We start from the raw sequence: 18848 nt of genomic DNA on the forward strand, positions 1-18848 counted from the left end.
TTAAAGCTATCACCATACTATTATGGCAAGAATTAAAGATATTAATACGCCAAAGAGGTTTAACAAAATTTCAATAGGTCTTGCATCGCCAGAGGCAATCTTGGCTGAATCGCGAGGAGAGGTTTTGAAGCCTGAAACCATCAACTACCGAACGCACAAGCCCGAACGAGACGGTTTGTTTTGCGAGCGTATCTTCGGTCCGGTGAAAGATTACGAGTGTGCCTGTGGCAAGTACAAGCGTATACGGTACCGCGGTATTGTCTGTGACCGTTGCGGTGTTGAGGTGACCGAGAAAAAGGTGCGAAGAGATAGGGTTGGACACATCAACTTGGTAGTGCCCGTGGCCCACATCTGGTATTTTAGGTCGTTGCCGAACAAAATCGGATACCTTCTTGGATTGCCATCCAAGAAGCTCGATATGATCATCTACTATGAAAGGTATGTGGTCATTCAGCCGGGTATCGCCAAAGGTCCGGAAGGAGAGGAAATCAAAAAAATGGATTTCCTTACTGAGGAAGAGTATCTGAACATTTTGGAGACCTTGCCGGCAGAGAACCAATATTTGGAAGATTCCGATCCCAACAAGTTCATCGCTAAGATGGGAGCAGAATGTCTAATCGACCTATTGTCGAGAATAGACCTCAAAGAGCTTTCATATGAGTTGAGGCACAAAGCCAACACCGAGACCTCGAAACAACGTAAAACAGAGGCGTTGAAACGCCTTCAGGTCGTAGAGGCTTTCCGTGAGGCACAAGAAAACCGTGAGAACCGTCCAGAATGGATGATCATGAAGGTCGTACCGGTTATTCCACCAGAACTGAGACCTTTGGTTCCGTTGGATGGTGGCCGTTTTGCGACCTCTGACCTGAACGACCTATACAGAAGGGTCATCATCAGAAACAATCGTTTGAAGCGCTTGATGGAAATCAAGGCGCCAGAAGTCATCCTTAGAAATGAAAAGAGGATGCTTCAAGAGGCGGTTGATTCGTTGTTCGACAATACCAGAAAGGCATCGGCCGTGAAAACCGAGTCTAATAGGCCATTGAAGTCACTTTCAGATTCGTTGAAAGGGAAGCAAGGGCGTTTCCGTCAGAACCTTTTGGGTAAACGTGTTGATTATTCGGCACGTTCGGTCATCGTCGTGGGCCCTGAAATGAAATTGTACGAATGTGGTCTTCCGAAAGATATGGCCGCAGAACTGTACAAGCCCTTTGTGATTCGAAAGTTGATAGAAAGGGGTATTGTAAAGACGGTTAAATCTGCCAAAAAGATAATAGATAAAAAAGAGCCCGTTGTATGGGATATTCTTGACAACGTTATCAAGGGCCACCCTGTATTGTTAAACAGGGCCCCCACATTGCACCGTTTGGGTATCCAGGCATTTCAGCCCAAATTGATCGAGGGTAAGGCAATTCGTTTGCACCCATTGGCTTGCACGGCCTTTAACGCCGACTTCGATGGTGACCAAATGGCGGTGCACCTTCCGTTGGGGCCTGAGGCCATTCTTGAGGCGCAGTTGTTGATGCTGGCCTCACAGAATATTTTGAATCCTGCGAACGGTTCACCGATTACCGTGCCGTCGCAAGACATGGTTTTGGGTCTTTATTATATGACCAAAGAGCGAAAGTCTACCAAAGAGCACCCCGTTAAGGGAGAGGGATTGACCTTCTATTCAGATGAAGAGGTGGTCATTGCCTTCAACGAGGGTAGGGTTGACCTGAATGCCTGTATCAAGGTAAGGGCCAAAGATTTCAATGAAGATGGTGAACTGGTCTATCAAATAATCGAAACCACCGTTGGTAGGGTATTGTTCAACCGTGTGGTACCTGAGAATGCTGGTTTTATCAACGAGGTACTGAACAAAAAATCGCTTCGAAACATTATCGGAAAGATTTTGAGCGTTACCGATGTGCCGACGACCGCCGAGTTCTTGGATAAAATCAAGACCATGGGGTACGAATTCGCTTTCAAGGGAGGCCTTTCGTTCAGCTTGGGTGATATTATCATTCCAAAGGAGAAACAAGAAATGATCGATGATGCCAACCGGCAGGTAGATGGTATCATGGCCAACTATAACATGGGTCTTATTACAAATAATGAAAGGTATAACCAGGTTATTGATGTTTGGACCTCTACCAATGCCATGCTGACCGAATTGGCGATGAAACGAATTCGTGAAGACCAGCAAGGTTTCAACTCTGTTTATATGATGTTGGATTCTGGTGCAAGGGGTTCTAAAGAACAGATTCGTCAGTTGACCGGTATGCGTGGTCTAATGGCGAAACCGAAGAAATCTACGGCCGGTGGTGGTGAGATTATCGAAAACCCGATTCTTTCTAACTTTAAGGAAGGATTGTCCATTTTGGAATACTTTATCTCGACCCACGGTGCCCGTAAAGGTCTTGCCGATACGGCCTTGAAGACAGCAGATGCTGGATATCTGACACGAAGATTGGTTGATGTATCGCAAGATGTGATCGTGACCATTGAAGATTGCGAGACCTTGAGGGGAATCGAGGTACAGGCCTTGAAAAAGAACGAAGAGGTAGTCGAAACACTTGGTGAACGAATTCTGGGCAGGGTTTCGCTACACGATGTGTATGACCCAATGACGGAAGAATTGTTGCTGAAATCAGGTCAAGAGATCAAAGAGGCCGATGTAGCGAAAATAGAGGCTTCACCTATCGAAAAAATCGAAGTTCGCTCTGCTTTGACCTGTGAGGCACCCAAGGGTATCTGCGCCAAATGTTACGGAAGAAACCTCGCCACCAATAAAATGGTGCAGCGCGGTGAAGCCGTTGGTGTGGTCGCTGCCCAATCAATTGGTGAGCCCGGTACACAGTTGACGCTTCGTACGTTCCACGTTGGGGGTATCGCCGGAAACATTTCTGAAGACAACAAGTTGGAAGCCAAATATGATGGTATCGCTGAAATCGAGGATTTGCGAACTGTCGAAGGAGAGAATACCGAAGGCGAAAAGGCAAACATCGTGATTTCACGAACCACTGAAATCAAGATTGTTGACCAAAAAACCGGTATAACGTTGAGCACCAACAACATTCCTTATGGCTCGCAACTGTTCATCAAAAATGGGGCAAAAGTCAAAAAAGGAGATGTTATTTGCCAATGGGATCCCTATAATGGTGTAATCGTATCTGAGTTTACAGGTCAGATTGCCTATGAGAACATTGAGCAAGGTGTTACCTATCAAGTTGAGATCGATGAGCAGACTGGTTTCCAAGAGAAGGTAATCTCAGAATCTCGAAACAAGAAATTGATCCCCACCCTACATATTAAAGATGGTAAGGGAGAGGTATTGCGTTCTTACAACCTACCCGTTGGATCACACTTGATGGTGAACGATGGTGACAAGATCAAAGAAGGTAAGATTTTGGTCAAGATCCCGCGTAAATCTGCAAAAGCAGGGGATATCACAGGTGGTCTGCCAAGGGTTACGGAGCTGTTCGAAGCTAGAAACCCATCCAATCCGGCTGTGGTCTCAGAAATAGATGGCGTGGTATCTTTCGGTAAGATCAAAAGAGGAAACCGTGAGATCATCATCGAGTCTAAACTGGGTGAGGTCAAGAAATACTTGGTCAAACTTTCAAACCAAATTCTGGTGCAAGAGAACGATTACGTTCGTGCTGGCATGCCATTGTCTGATGGGTCGATTACCCCTGACGATATTTTGGCTATCAAAGGCCCTTCTGCCGTACAGCAGTATTTGGTAAACGAAGTTCAAGAGGTATACCGTTTGCAAGGTGTAAAGATCAACGACAAGCACTTTGAGGTGGTCGTTAGACAAATGATGCAAAAGGTTCGAATAGAGGATCCGGGCGATACTGTCTTCTTAGAAAACCAGTTGGTTCACAAAGATGATTTTATCAAGGAAAACGATGAGATTTTCGGCAAGAAGGTGGTTGAAGATCCAGGAGAATCAGAAAACCTTAAAGCTGGTCAGATCATTACAGCACGTGAATTGCGTGACGAAAACTCGTTGCTCAAGCGCTCTGACAAGCAACTGGTCACTGCCAGGGATGCTATTGCAGCCACTGCCACTCCAGTACTTCAGGGTATTACCAGAGCATCATTGCAGACCAAATCGTTTATTTCTGCGGCCTCTTTCCAAGAGACGACCAAAGTATTGAACGAGGCAGCGGTGAACGGTAAGGTTGACACGCTTGAAGGATTGAAAGAGAACGTTATTGTGGGTCATAAGATTCCTGCCGGTACCGGTATGAGGGACTACGATAGTATAATCGTGGGTTCCAAGGAAGAATATGATGAGATCATGGCCCGCAAAGAGGAATTTAAATTCTAGATACAAACAACGGACCCCGGCCTAAAAAACCGGGGTTTTCTTATATAACCCATTTTATGGCTGATAAAGAGAAAAAGCAAAAGCAGATTAACATAGAACTTGATGAGAAAACTGCCGAGGGAATATATTCCAACTTGGCAATCATCAATCATTCAGTCTCAGAGTTTGTAGTGGATTTTATCAGTATGATGCCGGGCACACCCAAAGCAAAGGTCAAAAGTAGGATTATTTTGACGCCGCAGCACGCCAAGAAGTTTCTAAAGGCCCTTAACGACAACGTGGTGCGTTTTGAACAGGCCCATGGCACCATAAAGGATTATGAACAGCCCCCAATTCCGCTCAATTTTGGTCCAACTGGGGAGGCTTAAAATAAAAACCCTGACCACAAGTCAGGGTTTTTTTGTTTCATGTCACCGCAACCAACCCTTTTGAATGCCTTTTTGGGCAAAGAAAATCAAAAATGCCCCGATTGCCACCACTAGGGCGGGTGTTACATATGCTTGGGGACCAAAAGCTTCTGCTGCATTTTGAAGGAACAACCAATTGATAAACTGCAACACGGCCGCTACCAACGAAAGGACGAATAAGGGTTTGGCCCATTTTTTTCGAAGCAAGAGTGCTATACTCGCCAATGCCCCAGAAAATACCGCAATGGCAAATGCTGCGGTGGCCCATGCTGGGATGGAAGTGAACAGTTCGCCCTGTTCTTCGGTCAATGCTTCTACAACAGCCGTTTTATTAAAGGCAAGATTCAAATAATTGAAAACGCCCACTAAGTTCCAAAGAAGGGTGATAATTCCCACCACCCAGAACCGCGCTGGGGGTTTAACTACAGTACTGGTCATAATCGTAAATTTTATTGGTTATGCCAGAGTAAAGTACGAAAAAAGATATTATAGTTCTTTTTCTGAAGTAAAGCGAAGCTTTACGGTCGGGTATTTTTGTTGGGTCATTTGTAACGAGAAGGCCGAATCGGCTAAAAACACCAACTGTCCGCTTTTATCTTTTGCCAAAAATTTTTGCTTCACACGCTTGAACTCCCTGAACTCGTCATTGTCACTTTCAGGATCTATCCAACAGGCTTTGTATACAGGAAAATTTTCATAGGTGCATTTGGCCCCATATTCGTGCTCCAACCTATATTGAATCACCTCGTATTGAAGCGCTCCTACAGTTCCAATAACCTTTCTCCCGTTCATTTCAAGTGTGAACAATTGGGCTACCCCCTCGTCCATCAACTGGTCAATGCCCTTGTTCAATTGCTTGGCTTTCATCGGGTCTGCGTTGTTGATATATCTGAAATGTTCAGGGGAAAAATTGGGTATGCCCCTATAATTCAGTGCCTCACCTGAAGTGAGTGTATCGCCAATTTTAAAATTTCCTGTATCGTGTAGGCCTACGATATCTCCTGGAAATGAGACATCGACAATTTCTTTTTTCTCGGCAAAAAAAGCATTCGGACTCGAAAACTTGAGTTTTTTGCCAAGTCTGACATGCAAATAAGGTTTGTTTCGTTCAAAAGTTCCTGAGACCACCTTGACAAAGGCCAGACGGTCTCTATGCTTGGGGTCCATGTTGGCATGTATTTTAAATACGAAGCCAGAAAAATCTTTTTCATTGGGCTTCACCAATCTTTCTTCTGCTTTTTTTGGCCGTGGCGTAGGCGCAATCTCAACAAAGCAATCCAGCAGCTCTCTTACCCCAAAATTATTGAGTGCCGAACCAAAAAAGACGGGTTGCAAGGCTCCATCTAAATAAGCTTTCTTATCAAATTCAGGATACACGCCCTTGACCAATTCAAGGTTTTCACGTAGGGTCTGTGCAGCAGTTTCCCCGATGATATTCTCTAAGTCGGGGTCTTCAAGATTATCAAACGCAATGGTTTCTTCAATATTTTTTTTGCTGTTGCCACTGAACAGGTTGATGTTTTTCTCATAGATATTATAGATTCCCTTGAAATCGTATCCCATTCCGATTGGAAAGCTCAATGGGGTTACCGAAAGCCCCAACTTTTGCTCTACCTCGTCCAGTAGGTCAAAAGCATCTTTTCCTTCCCTATCCAGTTTGTTGATAAAAACGATCATCGGTATGTTCCGCATTCGACATACTTCAACCAATTTTTCGGTCTGTTCCTCAACACCTTTTGCCACATCAATTACCACAATAACGCTGTCCACAGCAGTTAGGGTTCTGAAGGTGTCTTCGGCGAAATCCTTGTGTCCAGGAGTGTCTAAAATGTTGATTTTGAAATTTTTATATAAAAATGCGAGTACCGACGTTGCCACAGAAATGCCCCTTTGTCGCTCAATTTCCATGAAGTCGCTGGTGGCCGATTTTTTTATTTTGTTATTTTTTACGGCCCCCGCCTCTTGAATGGCACCTCCGAACAGCAGCAATTTTTCGGTCAGAGTAGTTTTACCGGCATCGGGGTGCGAAATGATTCCGAAAGTTCTCCTTCGGGCAATTTCCTTTTCAAAATCCATGCAAAAAATTTGGGCAAAAATAGGGCAAATACAACGATTTTGGTATGCTTTTCGAAAAGCTAATGGTCACCAGTTCTTCTTGGTACCATTGTTAAAGAGAAATATTGTACAAATTTTTGATTTTCAGGAAGTCCGAGGCAAGGAGGCTCAACGTATGTACATAGATGGCAGATGGGAAGAATCCTTAGACCTTTTATCGAATAAAATAGGATTTAACTGATTTAAAAAGTAAATATGTACAAGGTTTGGCATATAGTTTTAATGCCATATCTTGCACCAGTTTAAGCAAAGCCCCATATTCTTAAACCTTGAAAGCCTACAAAGCCATGGTGATACGTTTACCTGAAAACTATCATTTATGGAGAAAATTACTTTTTTGGCCTTTAGGAGTGCGGCTCTTTCATTCGTTATTTGCTCCTCTGCCTTTTTGTTTTTAACACTTCTGGCATCTTTCGATGATTTTTCTTCCTCCCTTTCTCTTGGTACAACCTATGTCGATACCGATGGGGATGGTGTGTTCGACCAATATGACATTGACGATGACAATGACGGAATTATCGACGCTGTTGAGGATAAAAACACAGATGGCGATGGTAATCCATCGACCAATGCAACTGACTCTGACGGCGATGGTACACCCGACTATTTGGATGTGGATTCAGATAACGATGGGTTGCTAGACAATTACGAAGCACAGCGTTCTTCTAATTTCATTGAAGCTTCTGATGTTGATTCGGATGGAAACGGGTTGGATGATAACTATGAATCTACACCCGGAGGTGGTGAAGGCCTGACTCCCATTGATACTGAAGGTGACAACATTGCCGATTATGTTGATATCGACTCAGACAATGATGGTATTCTAGATCAAACCGAATCAAGCACATTGGGCACTGATTTTGACTGTGAAACCATCCCTAACTTGAAATTTGGCCAAGAGCCGGTTCTAGAGTCGGGCGAGGCTTTCAGTGAAGGTGCCGTATATAGAATAAGCAATGTCTTTCAGGGCACTGATGCACTGATAACCGTCGAAGAAATAGTCAATGGCAGAATTGATGTCTTGGATCAAAATGCAATCGATCCTGAGTATTTCAAGCCTGAGATTCAGTTTGAGTTTACAGATAATGTCCGAAGACCCCACGTTGATTTGAGAATATCATTGGTCTCCCAAGGCACCAATAGTCCCAAGGTACTTGAAGAATTGATAGCTAATTTTATCGATGTTGATGGAAACCAACAGTACCAAGAATTCAACCGCTTTGACCTTCCGGTAAGTTATACAGTTGACAACCCTACCGAGGTGGTGGTCAACACTACTTCGGGAGGTCTTTTGATAAATGGCGGTTTTGAAGAATACGATGGTATTTCCAATCAAAATCCTTCGGTTAATGTAGCGGTGCAATTTGTTGATATTTCCACCTTTGTCTTTAGGTTTGGTGTGCAGACAAGCACTACTGAAAACTTTAAGACCATCGTAAGGCAATCGGGTATTCAGTTTTCTTGCATGGACAACTTTTTGGATCCCCAGACCACAACTTTTAGCGAGGATGTGGATTCTGACGGTGATAGTTTTCCTGATAGGGTTGATATAGACAGTGATAATGATGGTATTCCTGATAATGTGGAAGCACAGTTGACCGACGGCTACATTCCACCAACGGGCAATGATACAGATGGGGATGGTTTGGATGACGCGTATGATGATGGTGATTTCGAAGGATTGAATCCTGTAAATACAGATGGAACTGATAATCCCGACTATCTGGACGGTGACAGTGACAACGACCTTGTGCCGGACAACAACGAGGGCAACGACTTCGACTTCGACGGGGTGCCCGATTGGACGTTTGTGGGCGAGGACACGGACGGCGACGGCCTTGACGACGGCTACGAGGGCGCGGATGTCGACGACGGCTTCGACGTGAACGACGAGATCGACGACCCCGCGAACGACCTTCCCGATACGGACGGCACGGAGGACGTGAACTACCGGGACCTTGACGATGACGGCGACGGCATCGACACCCCTGACGAGGATGCCGACGGGGACGGGGACCCGACCGATGACGACACGGACGGCGACGGCACGCCCGACTATCTGGACCCCGACAACGGCCCCGACACCGATGGTGACGGCGTGCCCGATGTGGTGGACATCGACGATGACAACGACGGCATCCTGGACACGGTGGAGAATCCCGATTTGGATGGCGACGGCGACCCCTTGACCGACCCGCAGGACAGCGACGGCGACGGCCGCCCCGACCACCTCGACATCGACTCGGATGACGACGGGATCCCGGACAACGTGGAGGGGCAGCCCACGGAGGGCTACGTGCCCCCGAGCGGCAACGACAGTGACAACGACGGCCTTGACGATGCCTACGAGGGCAGCGGTGACGAGGGGGTGACGCCCGAGGACACCGACGGCGACACGGCACCGGACTATCTGGACGGTGACAGTGACAACGACCTTGTGCCGGACAACAACGAGGGCAACGACTTCGACTTCGACGGGGTGCCCGATTGGACGTTTGTGGGCGAGGACACGGACGGCGACGGCCTTGACGACGGCTACGAGGGCGCGGATGTCGACGACGGCTTCGACGTGAACGACGAGATCGACGACCCCGCGAACGACCTTCCCGATACGGACGGCACGGAGGACGTGAACTACCGGGACCTTGACGATGACGGCGACGGCATCGACACCCCTGACGAGGATGCCGACGGGGACGGGGACCCGACCGATGACGACACGGACGGCGACGGCACGCCCGACTATCTGGACCCCGACAACGGCCCCGACACCGATGGTGACGGCGTGCCCGATGTGGTGGACATCGACGATGACAACGACGGCATCCTGGACACGGTGGAGAATCCCGATTTGGATGGCGACGGCGACCCCTTGACCGACCCGCAGGACAGCGACGGCGACGGCCGCCCCGACCACCTCGACATCGACTCGGATGACGACGGGATCCCGGACAACGTGGAGGGGCAGCCCACGGAGGGCTACGTGCCCCCGAGCGGCAACGACAGTGACAACGACGGCCTTGACGATGCCTACGAGGGCAGCGGTGACGAGGGGGTGACGCCCGAGGACACCGACGGCGACACGGCACCGGACTATCTGGACGGTGACAGTGACAACGACCTTGTGCCGGACAACAACGAGGGCAACGACTTCGACTTCGACGGGGTGCCCGATTGGACGTTTGTGGGCGAGGACACGGACGGCGACGGCCTTGACGACGGCTACGAGGGCGCGGATGTCGACGACGGCTTCGACGTGAACGACGAGATCGACGACCCCGCGAACGACCTTCCCGATACGGACGGCACGGAGGACGTGAACTACCGGGACCTTGACGATGACGGCGACGGCATCGACACCCCTGACGAGGATGCCGACGGGGACGGGGACCCGACCGATGACGACACGGACGGCGACGGCACGCCCGACTATCTGGACCCCGACAACGGCCCCGACACCGATGGTGACGGCGTGCCCGATGTGGTGGACATCGACGATGACAACGACGGCATCCTGGACACGGTGGAGAATCCCGATTTGGATGGCGACGGCGACCCCTTGACCGACCCGCAGGACAGCGACGGCGACGGCCGCCCCGACCACCTCGACATCGACTCGGATGACGACGGGATCCCGGACAACGTGGAGGGGCAGCCCACGGAGGGCTACGTGCCCCCGAGCGGCAACGACAGTGACAACGACGGCCTTGACGATGCCTACGAGGGCAGCGGTGACGAGGGGGTGACGCCCGAGGACACCGACGGCGACACGGCACCGGACTATCTGGACGGTGACAGTGACAACGACCTTGTGCCGGACAACAACGAGGGCAACGACTTCGACTTCGACGGGGTGCCCGATTGGACGTTTGTGGGCGAGGACACGGACGGCGACGGCCTTGACGACGGCTACGAGGGCGCGGATGTCGACGACGGCTTCGACGTGAACGACGAGATCGACGACCCCGCGAACGACCTTCCCGATACGGACGGCACGGAGGACGTGAACTACCGGGACCTTGACGATGACGGCGACGGCATCGACACCCCTGACGAGGATGCCGACGGGGACGGGGACCCGACCGATGACGACACGGACGGCGACGGCACGCCCGACTATCTGGACCCCGACAACGGCCCCGACACCGATGGTGACGGCGTGCCCGATGTGGTGGACATCGACGATGACAACGACGGCATCCTGGACACGGTGGAGAATCCCGATTTGGATGGCGACGGCGACCCCTTGACCGACCCGCAGGACAGCGACGGCGACGGCCGCCCCGACCACCTCGACATCGACTCGGATGACGACGGGATCCCGGACAACGTGGAGGGGCAGCCCACGGAGGGCTACGTGCCCCCGAGCGGCAACGACAGTGACAACGACGGCCTTGACGATGCCTACGAGGGCAGCGGTGACGAGGGGGTGACGCCCGAGGACACCGACGGCGACACGGCACCGGACTATCTGGACGGTGACAGTGACAACGACCTTGTGCCGGACAACAACGAGGGCAACGACTTCGACTTCGACGGGGTGCCCGATTGGACGTTTGTGGGCGAGGACACGGACGGCGACGGCCTTGACGACGGCTACGAGGGCGCGGATGTCGACGACGGCTTCGACGTGAACGACGAGATCGACGACCCCGCGAACGACCTTCCCGATACGGACGGCACGGAGGACGTGAACTACCGGGACCTTGACGATGACGGCGACGGCATCGACACCCCTGACGAGGATGCCGACGGGGACGGGGACCCGACCGATGACGACACGGACGGCGACGGCACGCCCGACTACCTGGACCCCGACAACGATCCCCCTCAAGAAGACAAGATTGAGGTAAACCAATTGGTTACTCCAAATGGGGATGGAAGGAATGACTTTTTGTTTATCCGCGGAGTAGAAAATGCTAGGAACAATACATTGAAGATTTTTAACAGATGGGGGGTTGCCGTTTACGAAGGCAAGAACTACAATAACATCAACAATGTATTTGATGGCCGGTCAAAAGGTAGGTCAACCCTATCAGCGGACAATTACCTGCCTTCGGGGGTATATTTTTATATATTTGAGTACGAATCAGAACAAGGAAAAATAACCGACACCGATTACCTCTATATAAGCCGATAATCTGTTAACTTACAGCATGATAAGAAAAACCATATCGATTCTTTTACTGCTTTTCTGTATGGCATCTCCGAGTGTTTTTGCCCAGCAAGATGCGCAGTATACCCAGTACATGTACAATACCTTGAGTGTCAACCCGGCATATGCAGGCTCTAGGGGTCAGTTGACTTTTGCAGGTCTTTATCGTTCACAATGGGTGGGGTTGGATGGCGCCCCTGAAACATTTACAATCAATTTACACTCGCCAATAAGAAATAGCAGATTGGGATATGGTATTTCGATAGTGAACGATAATATTGGCGATGGAGTGGTACAAGAAACCTATGTAGATGCTGTGTTGTCATATACCATTGATGTTTCCTTGGATGCCAAACTATCGTTTGGATTTAAGGCAGGGGGCAATTTGTTGAGTTTGGATTATAATGGATTACGGAACTTTGACCAAGAAGTTGTAGATCAAGAAAACATCGACAACCAATTTTCACCCAATTTCGGATTGGGAATCTATTATCATACTGACAAATTCTACGCAGGTGTATCGGCCCCGAATATTTTGGAAACGGAATATTTCGATAATAGCGGGGGCGATAGCAACTCAATCAATTTTTTGGCCGCGGAACGAATCAATTTTTATGTGATCACTGGCTATGTTTTTGATTTAAATGGAAATCTGAAGTTCAAACCAGCTTTGTTGACAAAAGCGGTTGGGGGTGCGCCCCTTCAAGTGGATGTTTCGGCCAGTTTTTTGTTCAATGATCGGTTTAGTTTTGGAGCGGCCTATCGTTGGGATGCGGCCGTTAGTGGCCTTATTGGCTTTCAGCTTACCGAACAGTTAATGTTGGGATTGGCCTACGATAGGGAAACCACTGAGTTGGGGGGCACCCAGTTCAATGATGGTTCCTTTGAAGTTTTTTTACGGTTCGAATTGTTGAAATCGTTCCAACGAACAGTGTCACCACGCTTCTTTTAATATTTGATGATTATGCCAAAAAGATTACTGCTGTTAACGATATTGATCTTAGGGTTTGCCAGTTTGGAAGCCCAAGAAAAACAATTGGACAGGGCAGACAAAAAATACTCCGATTATTCTTTTAGGCCCGCCATCGATATTTATCAGCGAGTTCTCGAAAAGGGCTATGTGTCACCTGAACTGCTTAAAAAACTTGGAAATTCATATTATTTCAATGCGGATTATGAAAAGGCGGGTGAAGTGTACAAACGCTTGTTTGAAGAGTATCCCGAAGAAATGGGTACCGACTATGTTTTTAGGTATGCCCAGACCCTGAAAACATTGGGAGATTATCAGGCCTCAAACAAAATGATGGCCCGATTTGAAGATATGGCCGGCGACGACAGTAGAATTGCGGCTTACCAAGACGATTATTTGGCCAAGATCGAAGAAAATTCTGGAAGGTATGACATTGAACCCTTTCCATACAACAGCAAGTACTCCGATTTTGCCGCTACCTTTTACAAAAAAGGCTTGATTTTTTCTTCGGATAGAGACACGGGAAACCTTGCCCGCTATAGGCACACATGGAATGCCAAAGATTTTTTGGACCTATACAAAGTAGATGCCGACAGCGTTTCACAAGGGAAAGTGGTGAAACTTGAAGGAGACGTGAATACAAGGCTTCATGAATCTACATCGGTGATTACCAAAGATGGGGGTACCATGTACTTCACGCGAAACAATTTCTTGGACGGCAAGAAATACAAAGACCAAGAAGGCATCACCAGGTTGAAAATATATAGTGCCACAAATATGGATGGCGAATGGACCAACATCACCGAACTGCCTTTTAACAGCGATTCGTATTCAGTGGCGCATCCGGTTTTGAGTCCAGATGAAAAAACGCTGTACTTTGTTTCCGATATGCCCGGTTCGCACGGCGAGTCTGATATTTTTATGACGAAGATAATCGGAGACGGCACGTATGGCCCCATTATCAATTTAGGAAAGAACATAAATACCCAGGCACGTGAAACATTTCCGTTCATAACCTCTGACGGGGTATTGTATTTTTCTTCTGATGGCCATCCCGGGTTAGGGGGATTAGATGTTTTTGCCACCAAAATTGCTTTTGGATACGACGAGCCAATAACGAATGTCGGAAAACCAGTTAACAGCCCGTACGACGATTTTGCATTCGTTATTGATGAAGAGACCAAGAGAGGTTATTTTTCATCGAATAGGCCAGGTGGCCTTGGCGAAGATGACATTTATGCGTTTCAAGAGACCGAACCTCTGAAACTTGATTGCTTGCAAGATGTTACCGGTACCGTTCGTGATAGGATCTCGAATGAGGTCTTGGTAGGGGCAACCGTGAAGATTATCGATGAGGAAAACAATGAGGTTTCCTCTACCATAACCGATTCAGAAGGTAATTATGTGCTTGAGCTTGATTGTTCAAAAGGAAATTTTGTGAGGGCCTTGATGGAAGGTTATGTTCCCTCAGAAGAATATCTCCCAAAGTCATATGGCAAACCTCGAATTGTTGACTTCTATTTGGAGCGGGATGTGGTCACGGGTGGTTTTGGCGATGATCTTGCGAAATTACTGCAGTTGAGTACCATATATTTCGACTTGAACAAGTACAATATCCGTCCTGATGCAGAGGTCGAGATCCAAAAGGTGATTGTTGCCATGGAAAAATATCCGAGCCTAAAGATCAAGGTCAATTCCCATACCGATAGTAGGGGCAATGACGACTATAACATGTGGTTGTCGCAGAAGCGTGCCGAATCAACTGTAAACTATATGATTTCCAAGGGCATTTCACCTGATCGTTTAAAGGGCGAAGGCTTTGGCGAATCGCGACTTGTGAACGAATGTGGGAATGGGGTACCCTGTTCTAGGGAAAAACACCAGATGAACCGCAGGTCAGAGTTTATCATTCTAGAATAAGCCGCCAACTAATCGTAGATATTCGTATTATCGATAAAAGGATTTTTTTAAAAAAACTTCCAACAATGCAGGGTTCACATTGGTAAAGTACTAGTTCACAACATATTTTGGGCATAGAATTTACTTCGGTCTATTTTTACCATGATTTATAGTTATTGAATATTATGGGAAAAATGCTTAAGATATTTGTCCTGTTCTTTTTATTGACAATTTCGATAGCGAATGCCCAAGATACTTATTATGATACCTTTAGTTCGGTTTCTTATTCGAACAACGATGGTACACAGAATTGGTCGACGAACTGGATAGAATCTGGGGATGACAATTCTCCTTCAGGGGGGTACATTAGAATAACGGGCAACCAACTGAGATTCGCATATATCTGGACGGAGACTATCAGGCGGTCAGCAGACTTAAGCGCTTATTCTTCGGCAACCTTATCTTTTGATTGGCAAACTTCAAGCCTTGAATCCGGTGAAACACTTGATGTTCAGGTTTCCAGTGATGGTTCTTCATATACCACGTTGGCCACTTTTTCCGGAAATCAAAGTGGAACTTTTAGTCAAAATATTTCTGCACATATATCAAGCAATACCACGATTAGGTTTATTAAGGGAGGCAACAATTGGTCAGGAAATAACGACCGTGTATATATTGATAATGTTTTAATAACTGCAACAGCCACAGCATCGGTAAGTATAGCCGATGTTTCGGTCAATGAAGGTGATGGTACCGCTACTTTTATGGTACAGCATGTCGGACCTAATGCCACAGGGGCATTTACTGTAAATTTCACCACCAATGATGGCACTGCGGTGGCCGGCAGTGATTATACCGCCAGCTCAGGTACATTGAGTTTTAACGGAACTAGCGGAGATACTGAAAGCATTACGGTACCTATTAACGACGATGGTGATTTTGAAGGACTGGAAACGTTTACCGTTTCGTTTACTGGTACCTCAGATGGTACGATCAATATTTCTGATACTGCCACAGGAAGTATAACAGATAACGATTTATTGGGCAACACGCCGTTGGCATTGTTCGAAGCCTTTGATGGATATGTTGACTATACCTCAACTGGTGGCACACTTCGAACCCAACCTAATACTGGAGATGCATGCGCAATAACCACTTCTTCAAGCAATACATTGACGTCAAGTATTCCTGCCACTGCAACGATTCAAAAGGCACTACTATATTGGGCCCACAGTGCTGCCACCCCTGATTCCCAAGTGACCTTTGAAGGTAATACAGTGACAGCCGATCTAATGTACACTACAACCCTTACCAATAGAGTATTTTTTGGCGGTGTAAGTGATGTTACCTCGATTGTCCAGGGCATTTCAAACCCATCAACAAACACCTATGACTTTACCGACCTAACAGTGGACAATACCGGGAATTATTGCTCAACTGCAACGGTATTAGGTGGCTGGAGCCTTTTTATCTTTTACGAAGATGCCAGTTTGCCAGCCTCAACTGTTAACTTATACCAAGGGTTTAACGGAGAAAGCAATTCATCATCCTCGTTTAGTTTAAGCGGCTTTTTTGCTATAGGTGCCTCGGGTTCAAAAACCACAGTGCTTTCTTGGGAAGGCGACCAGACCCTCAGCAATAATGAACTACTTACGGTAACCACCGGTTTGGGAACCTTTACACTTGCGGGAGATGGAGACAACAATGGCGTAGCGGTGAACAACCCGTTCAACTCCACCATTTTTGACAACACAATAATACCAAATGTGAACAATGCATCGGCATATGGCCTTGATCTAGACACCTACGATGTTTCGCCCTATATACAACCAGGGGAGTCAACCGTCACTACAAATGTTCAGTCAGGCCAAGATTTTGTAATTATGAACGCCTTAGTGCTCAAAGTACCTTCGAACCTGATTACCGGTACGGTTTTCGAGGATGTAAATTATGGAGGTGGTGCCGGGAGAAACCGAGCATCATCTTCCGGGGTGGGGGTACAAGGCGCGACCGTTGAGCTATATGATGCGCTGAACAATTTTGTTGACAATACCACTACAGATGCGAACGGCCTGTATCGCTTTGGTGGCATGGCAAATGGTTCATATAGCGTACGGGTTGTCAATGGTACGGTACGTTCTACCCGAGGAGGCGGGGCCGCATGTAACACTTGTTGGCCTGTTCAGACCTTTAGAACAAGTTTTCCTGGCGGTTCGGTCATTGAAGTGACCAATGAGGTAGGAGGGGCCGACCCTTCTGCTGAAGACAGTGCCGCCGGTACATTGACAGGCGCTCAGTCGGTGGCCCCTGTGTTGATAACAAGTGAAGGGGTGGTCGGAATGGATTTTGGCTATAATTTCAATACTATTGTCAATACGAACGAGGACGGGCAGGGTTCATTGGAACAATTTATCGTAAACGCCAATAATTTGGACGAGATAGGATTGGACATTGTTGCTAATTCTATTTTCGATCCGGCCGCTGGCCAAGACACCTCAATCTTTATGATACCCAGTAGTTCGGACCCCTTGGGCCGTACACCAGATTCCAATTTTGCGTCAGGATACTTCGATATTTTTATCTCAGACGGAAATCCCTTATCTGATATTACGGCGGATAATACGTTTATAGATGGCCGAACCCAAACGGCTTATTCGGGAGACACAAATTCAGGTACAATCGGCGCAGGAGGCAACCCTGTTGGGGTTTCCGGCAGTTTACTTCCAATTTTCGAGTTACCGGAAATACAAGTGCACAGAGATGGCGGTGACGTACTGAAGGTACAAGCAGATGTGGTGCTGCGTAACCTATCAATATATGCCGATAATACAGCGGGAATTCAGGTTGGTAGCGGGTCGGCGGTTATTGAACGAAATTTGATCGGGGTCAATGCACAGGGCACAAATTCAGGAAATATAAACTATGGAATTGAAAATATAGGAGGCAGCATTTTGATTGATGGCAATTACATTGCTACCAATACCGATGCAGGAATTTTTGTGAACGGTGGCACGACAAACATTATTCAAAACAACCACATTACCAACAACGGCAATTCGGCTTGTACGGATAATATTCTCGTTCAGGGAGGTAGTGGTCTGGTCATTACACAAAATTTTATTGAAAATGCAGCTTCTGCTGGCATTGATGCCTCTGCAAGTAGCGGTAACATCACAATCAGTGAAAACTCCATAACGGCTTCAGGGCAAGATGGGGGCAACTGTAGTGGTAACATTGAAGGAATGGCAATAAAAATTGGAGGCAACAATTCCGTTGTCACGAACAATATGATTTATGCAAATGGTGGTGCTGGAATTGTTGTAGTGGGCGGAACCGCAAATCGAATAAGCCAGAATTCCATTTATGCCAATGGCACTATTTCTGATGCCCTCGGCATTGATTTGGATGCTTCCTCAGGGGCAGGCGACGGTGTCACCCTAAACGATAATGGCGATGGTGACACTGGGCCCAATGATCTTCAGAACTTCCCAATAATCTCAGCTGCCTATATCTCTGGAAGCAATCTTGTGGTAAAAGGATGGTCAAGACCGGGCGCCACCATAGAGTTTTTCTTTACGGATATTAATGAGGGTACGGCAACAACGGGTGACAACCAATTGGGTATGGCGGTTGATTATGGGGAGGGCCAGACTTTTATAGGTGCTGCCGTTGAAGGCAGTGGTGCTGATGCAGATAATACATCTTCGTCCTATTCCGATGTTGATGGCAATACCGACAATACCAACAGATTCCATTTTAACCTTCCAGTGCCAAGCGGAGCCACTTTAGGAGAAATGATTACGGCAACCGCGACTTTGGGGAACAGTACTTCAGAATTTGCCCCCATGTCAATCTTGCGAGCGGCAACTGTTATTACCAATCGCAGAATCACCTATCGGGTGAGCAAAAACTAACATCAGAATTTTTTCTGTCAGAAAATGTAAATGGTTGGTTTTCAATCATAGATGACGATTTTGTTCA

At 47.5% G+C, this 18848-nt stretch carries 8 protein-coding genes; 6 read left to right on the forward strand and 2 right to left on the reverse strand.

The features are described from left to right. Positions 1–22: 22 nt before the first annotated feature. A complete protein-coding gene (gene rpoC / locus VC82_RS11220; protein ID WP_045802453.1) occupies positions 23–4321 on the forward strand; it encodes a DNA-directed RNA polymerase subunit beta' in 4299 nt (1432 codons plus the stop codon). A gap of 56 nt (positions 4322–4377) precedes the next feature. After that, positions 4378–4689: a DUF3467 domain-containing protein gene (locus VC82_RS11225; protein ID WP_045802454.1), complete on the forward strand. Its 312-nt coding sequence runs from the start codon at positions 4378–4380 to the stop codon at positions 4687–4689. A gap of 42 nt (positions 4690–4731) precedes the next feature. Here the strand turns inward: VC82_RS11225 and VC82_RS11230 are convergent, their stop codons facing one another. Together VC82_RS11230 and VC82_RS11235 are read right to left on the reverse strand one after the other, a co-directional pair. Next, positions 4732–5166: a hypothetical protein gene (locus VC82_RS11230; RefSeq protein WP_045802455.1), complete on the reverse strand. Its 435-nt coding sequence runs from the start codon at positions 5164–5166 to the stop codon at positions 4732–4734. 48 nt (positions 5167–5214) lie between these two features. Further along, the gene (locus tag VC82_RS11235; RefSeq protein WP_045802456.1) at positions 5215–6804 is read right to left on the reverse strand and encodes a peptide chain release factor 3; all 1590 of its coding nucleotides are present in this window, start codon (positions 6802–6804) and stop codon (positions 5215–5217) included. 358 nt (positions 6805–7162) lie between these two features. Between VC82_RS11235 and VC82_RS15470 the strand changes: the two genes are divergently transcribed. The 4 genes from VC82_RS15470 (at position 7163) to VC82_RS11260 (ending at position 18781) form a co-directional block, all read left to right on the forward strand. Next, a complete protein-coding gene (locus VC82_RS15470; protein ID WP_045802458.1) occupies positions 7163–11983 on the forward strand; it encodes a gliding motility-associated C-terminal domain-containing protein in 4821 nt (1606 codons plus the stop codon). Between the two features lie 16 nt (positions 11984–11999). Further along, positions 12000–12950: a PorP/SprF family type IX secretion system membrane protein gene (locus tag VC82_RS11250; protein ID WP_045802459.1), complete on the forward strand. Its 951-nt coding sequence runs from the start codon at positions 12000–12002 to the stop codon at positions 12948–12950. Between the two features lie 12 nt (positions 12951–12962). Then, positions 12963–14888: an OmpA family protein gene (locus tag VC82_RS11255; protein ID WP_045803409.1), complete on the forward strand. Its 1926-nt coding sequence runs from the start codon at positions 12963–12965 to the stop codon at positions 14886–14888. 173 nt (positions 14889–15061) lie between these two features. Next, positions 15062–18781, forward strand: coding sequence for a Calx-beta domain-containing protein (locus VC82_RS11260; RefSeq protein ID WP_245615888.1), 3720 nt, complete (start codon positions 15062–15064; stop codon positions 18779–18781). Positions 18782–18848: the final 67 nt, after the last annotated feature.

Source organism: Flagellimonas lutaonensis (assembly GCF_000963865.1).
Lineage (GTDB): Bacteria > Bacteroidota > Bacteroidia > Flavobacteriales > Flavobacteriaceae > Flagellimonas_A > Flagellimonas_A lutaonensis.

Coding starts and splice junctions, on each gene's coding strand:
- VC82_RS11235 (WP_045802456.1), bottom strand. CDS start 6,804: ATGGATTTTGAAAAGGAAATTGCCCGAAGGAGAACTTTCGGAATCATT.
- VC82_RS15470 (WP_045802458.1), top strand. CDS start 7,163: ATGGAGAAAATTACTTTTTTGGCCTTTAGGAGTGCGGCTCTTTCATTC.
- VC82_RS11230 (WP_045802455.1), bottom strand. CDS start 5,166: ATGACCAGTACTGTAGTTAAACCCCCAGCGCGGTTCTGGGTGGTGGGA.
- VC82_RS11255 (WP_045803409.1), top strand. CDS start 12,963: ATGCCAAAAAGATTACTGCTGTTAACGATATTGATCTTAGGGTTTGCC.
- VC82_RS11260 (WP_245615888.1), top strand. CDS start 15,062: ATGCTTAAGATATTTGTCCTGTTCTTTTTATTGACAATTTCGATAGCG.
- VC82_RS11225 (WP_045802454.1), top strand. CDS start 4,378: ATGGCTGATAAAGAGAAAAAGCAAAAGCAGATTAACATAGAACTTGAT.
- VC82_RS11250 (WP_045802459.1), top strand. CDS start 12,000: ATGATAAGAAAAACCATATCGATTCTTTTACTGCTTTTCTGTATGGCA.
- rpoC (WP_045802453.1), top strand. CDS start 23: ATGGCAAGAATTAAAGATATTAATACGCCAAAGAGGTTTAACAAAATT.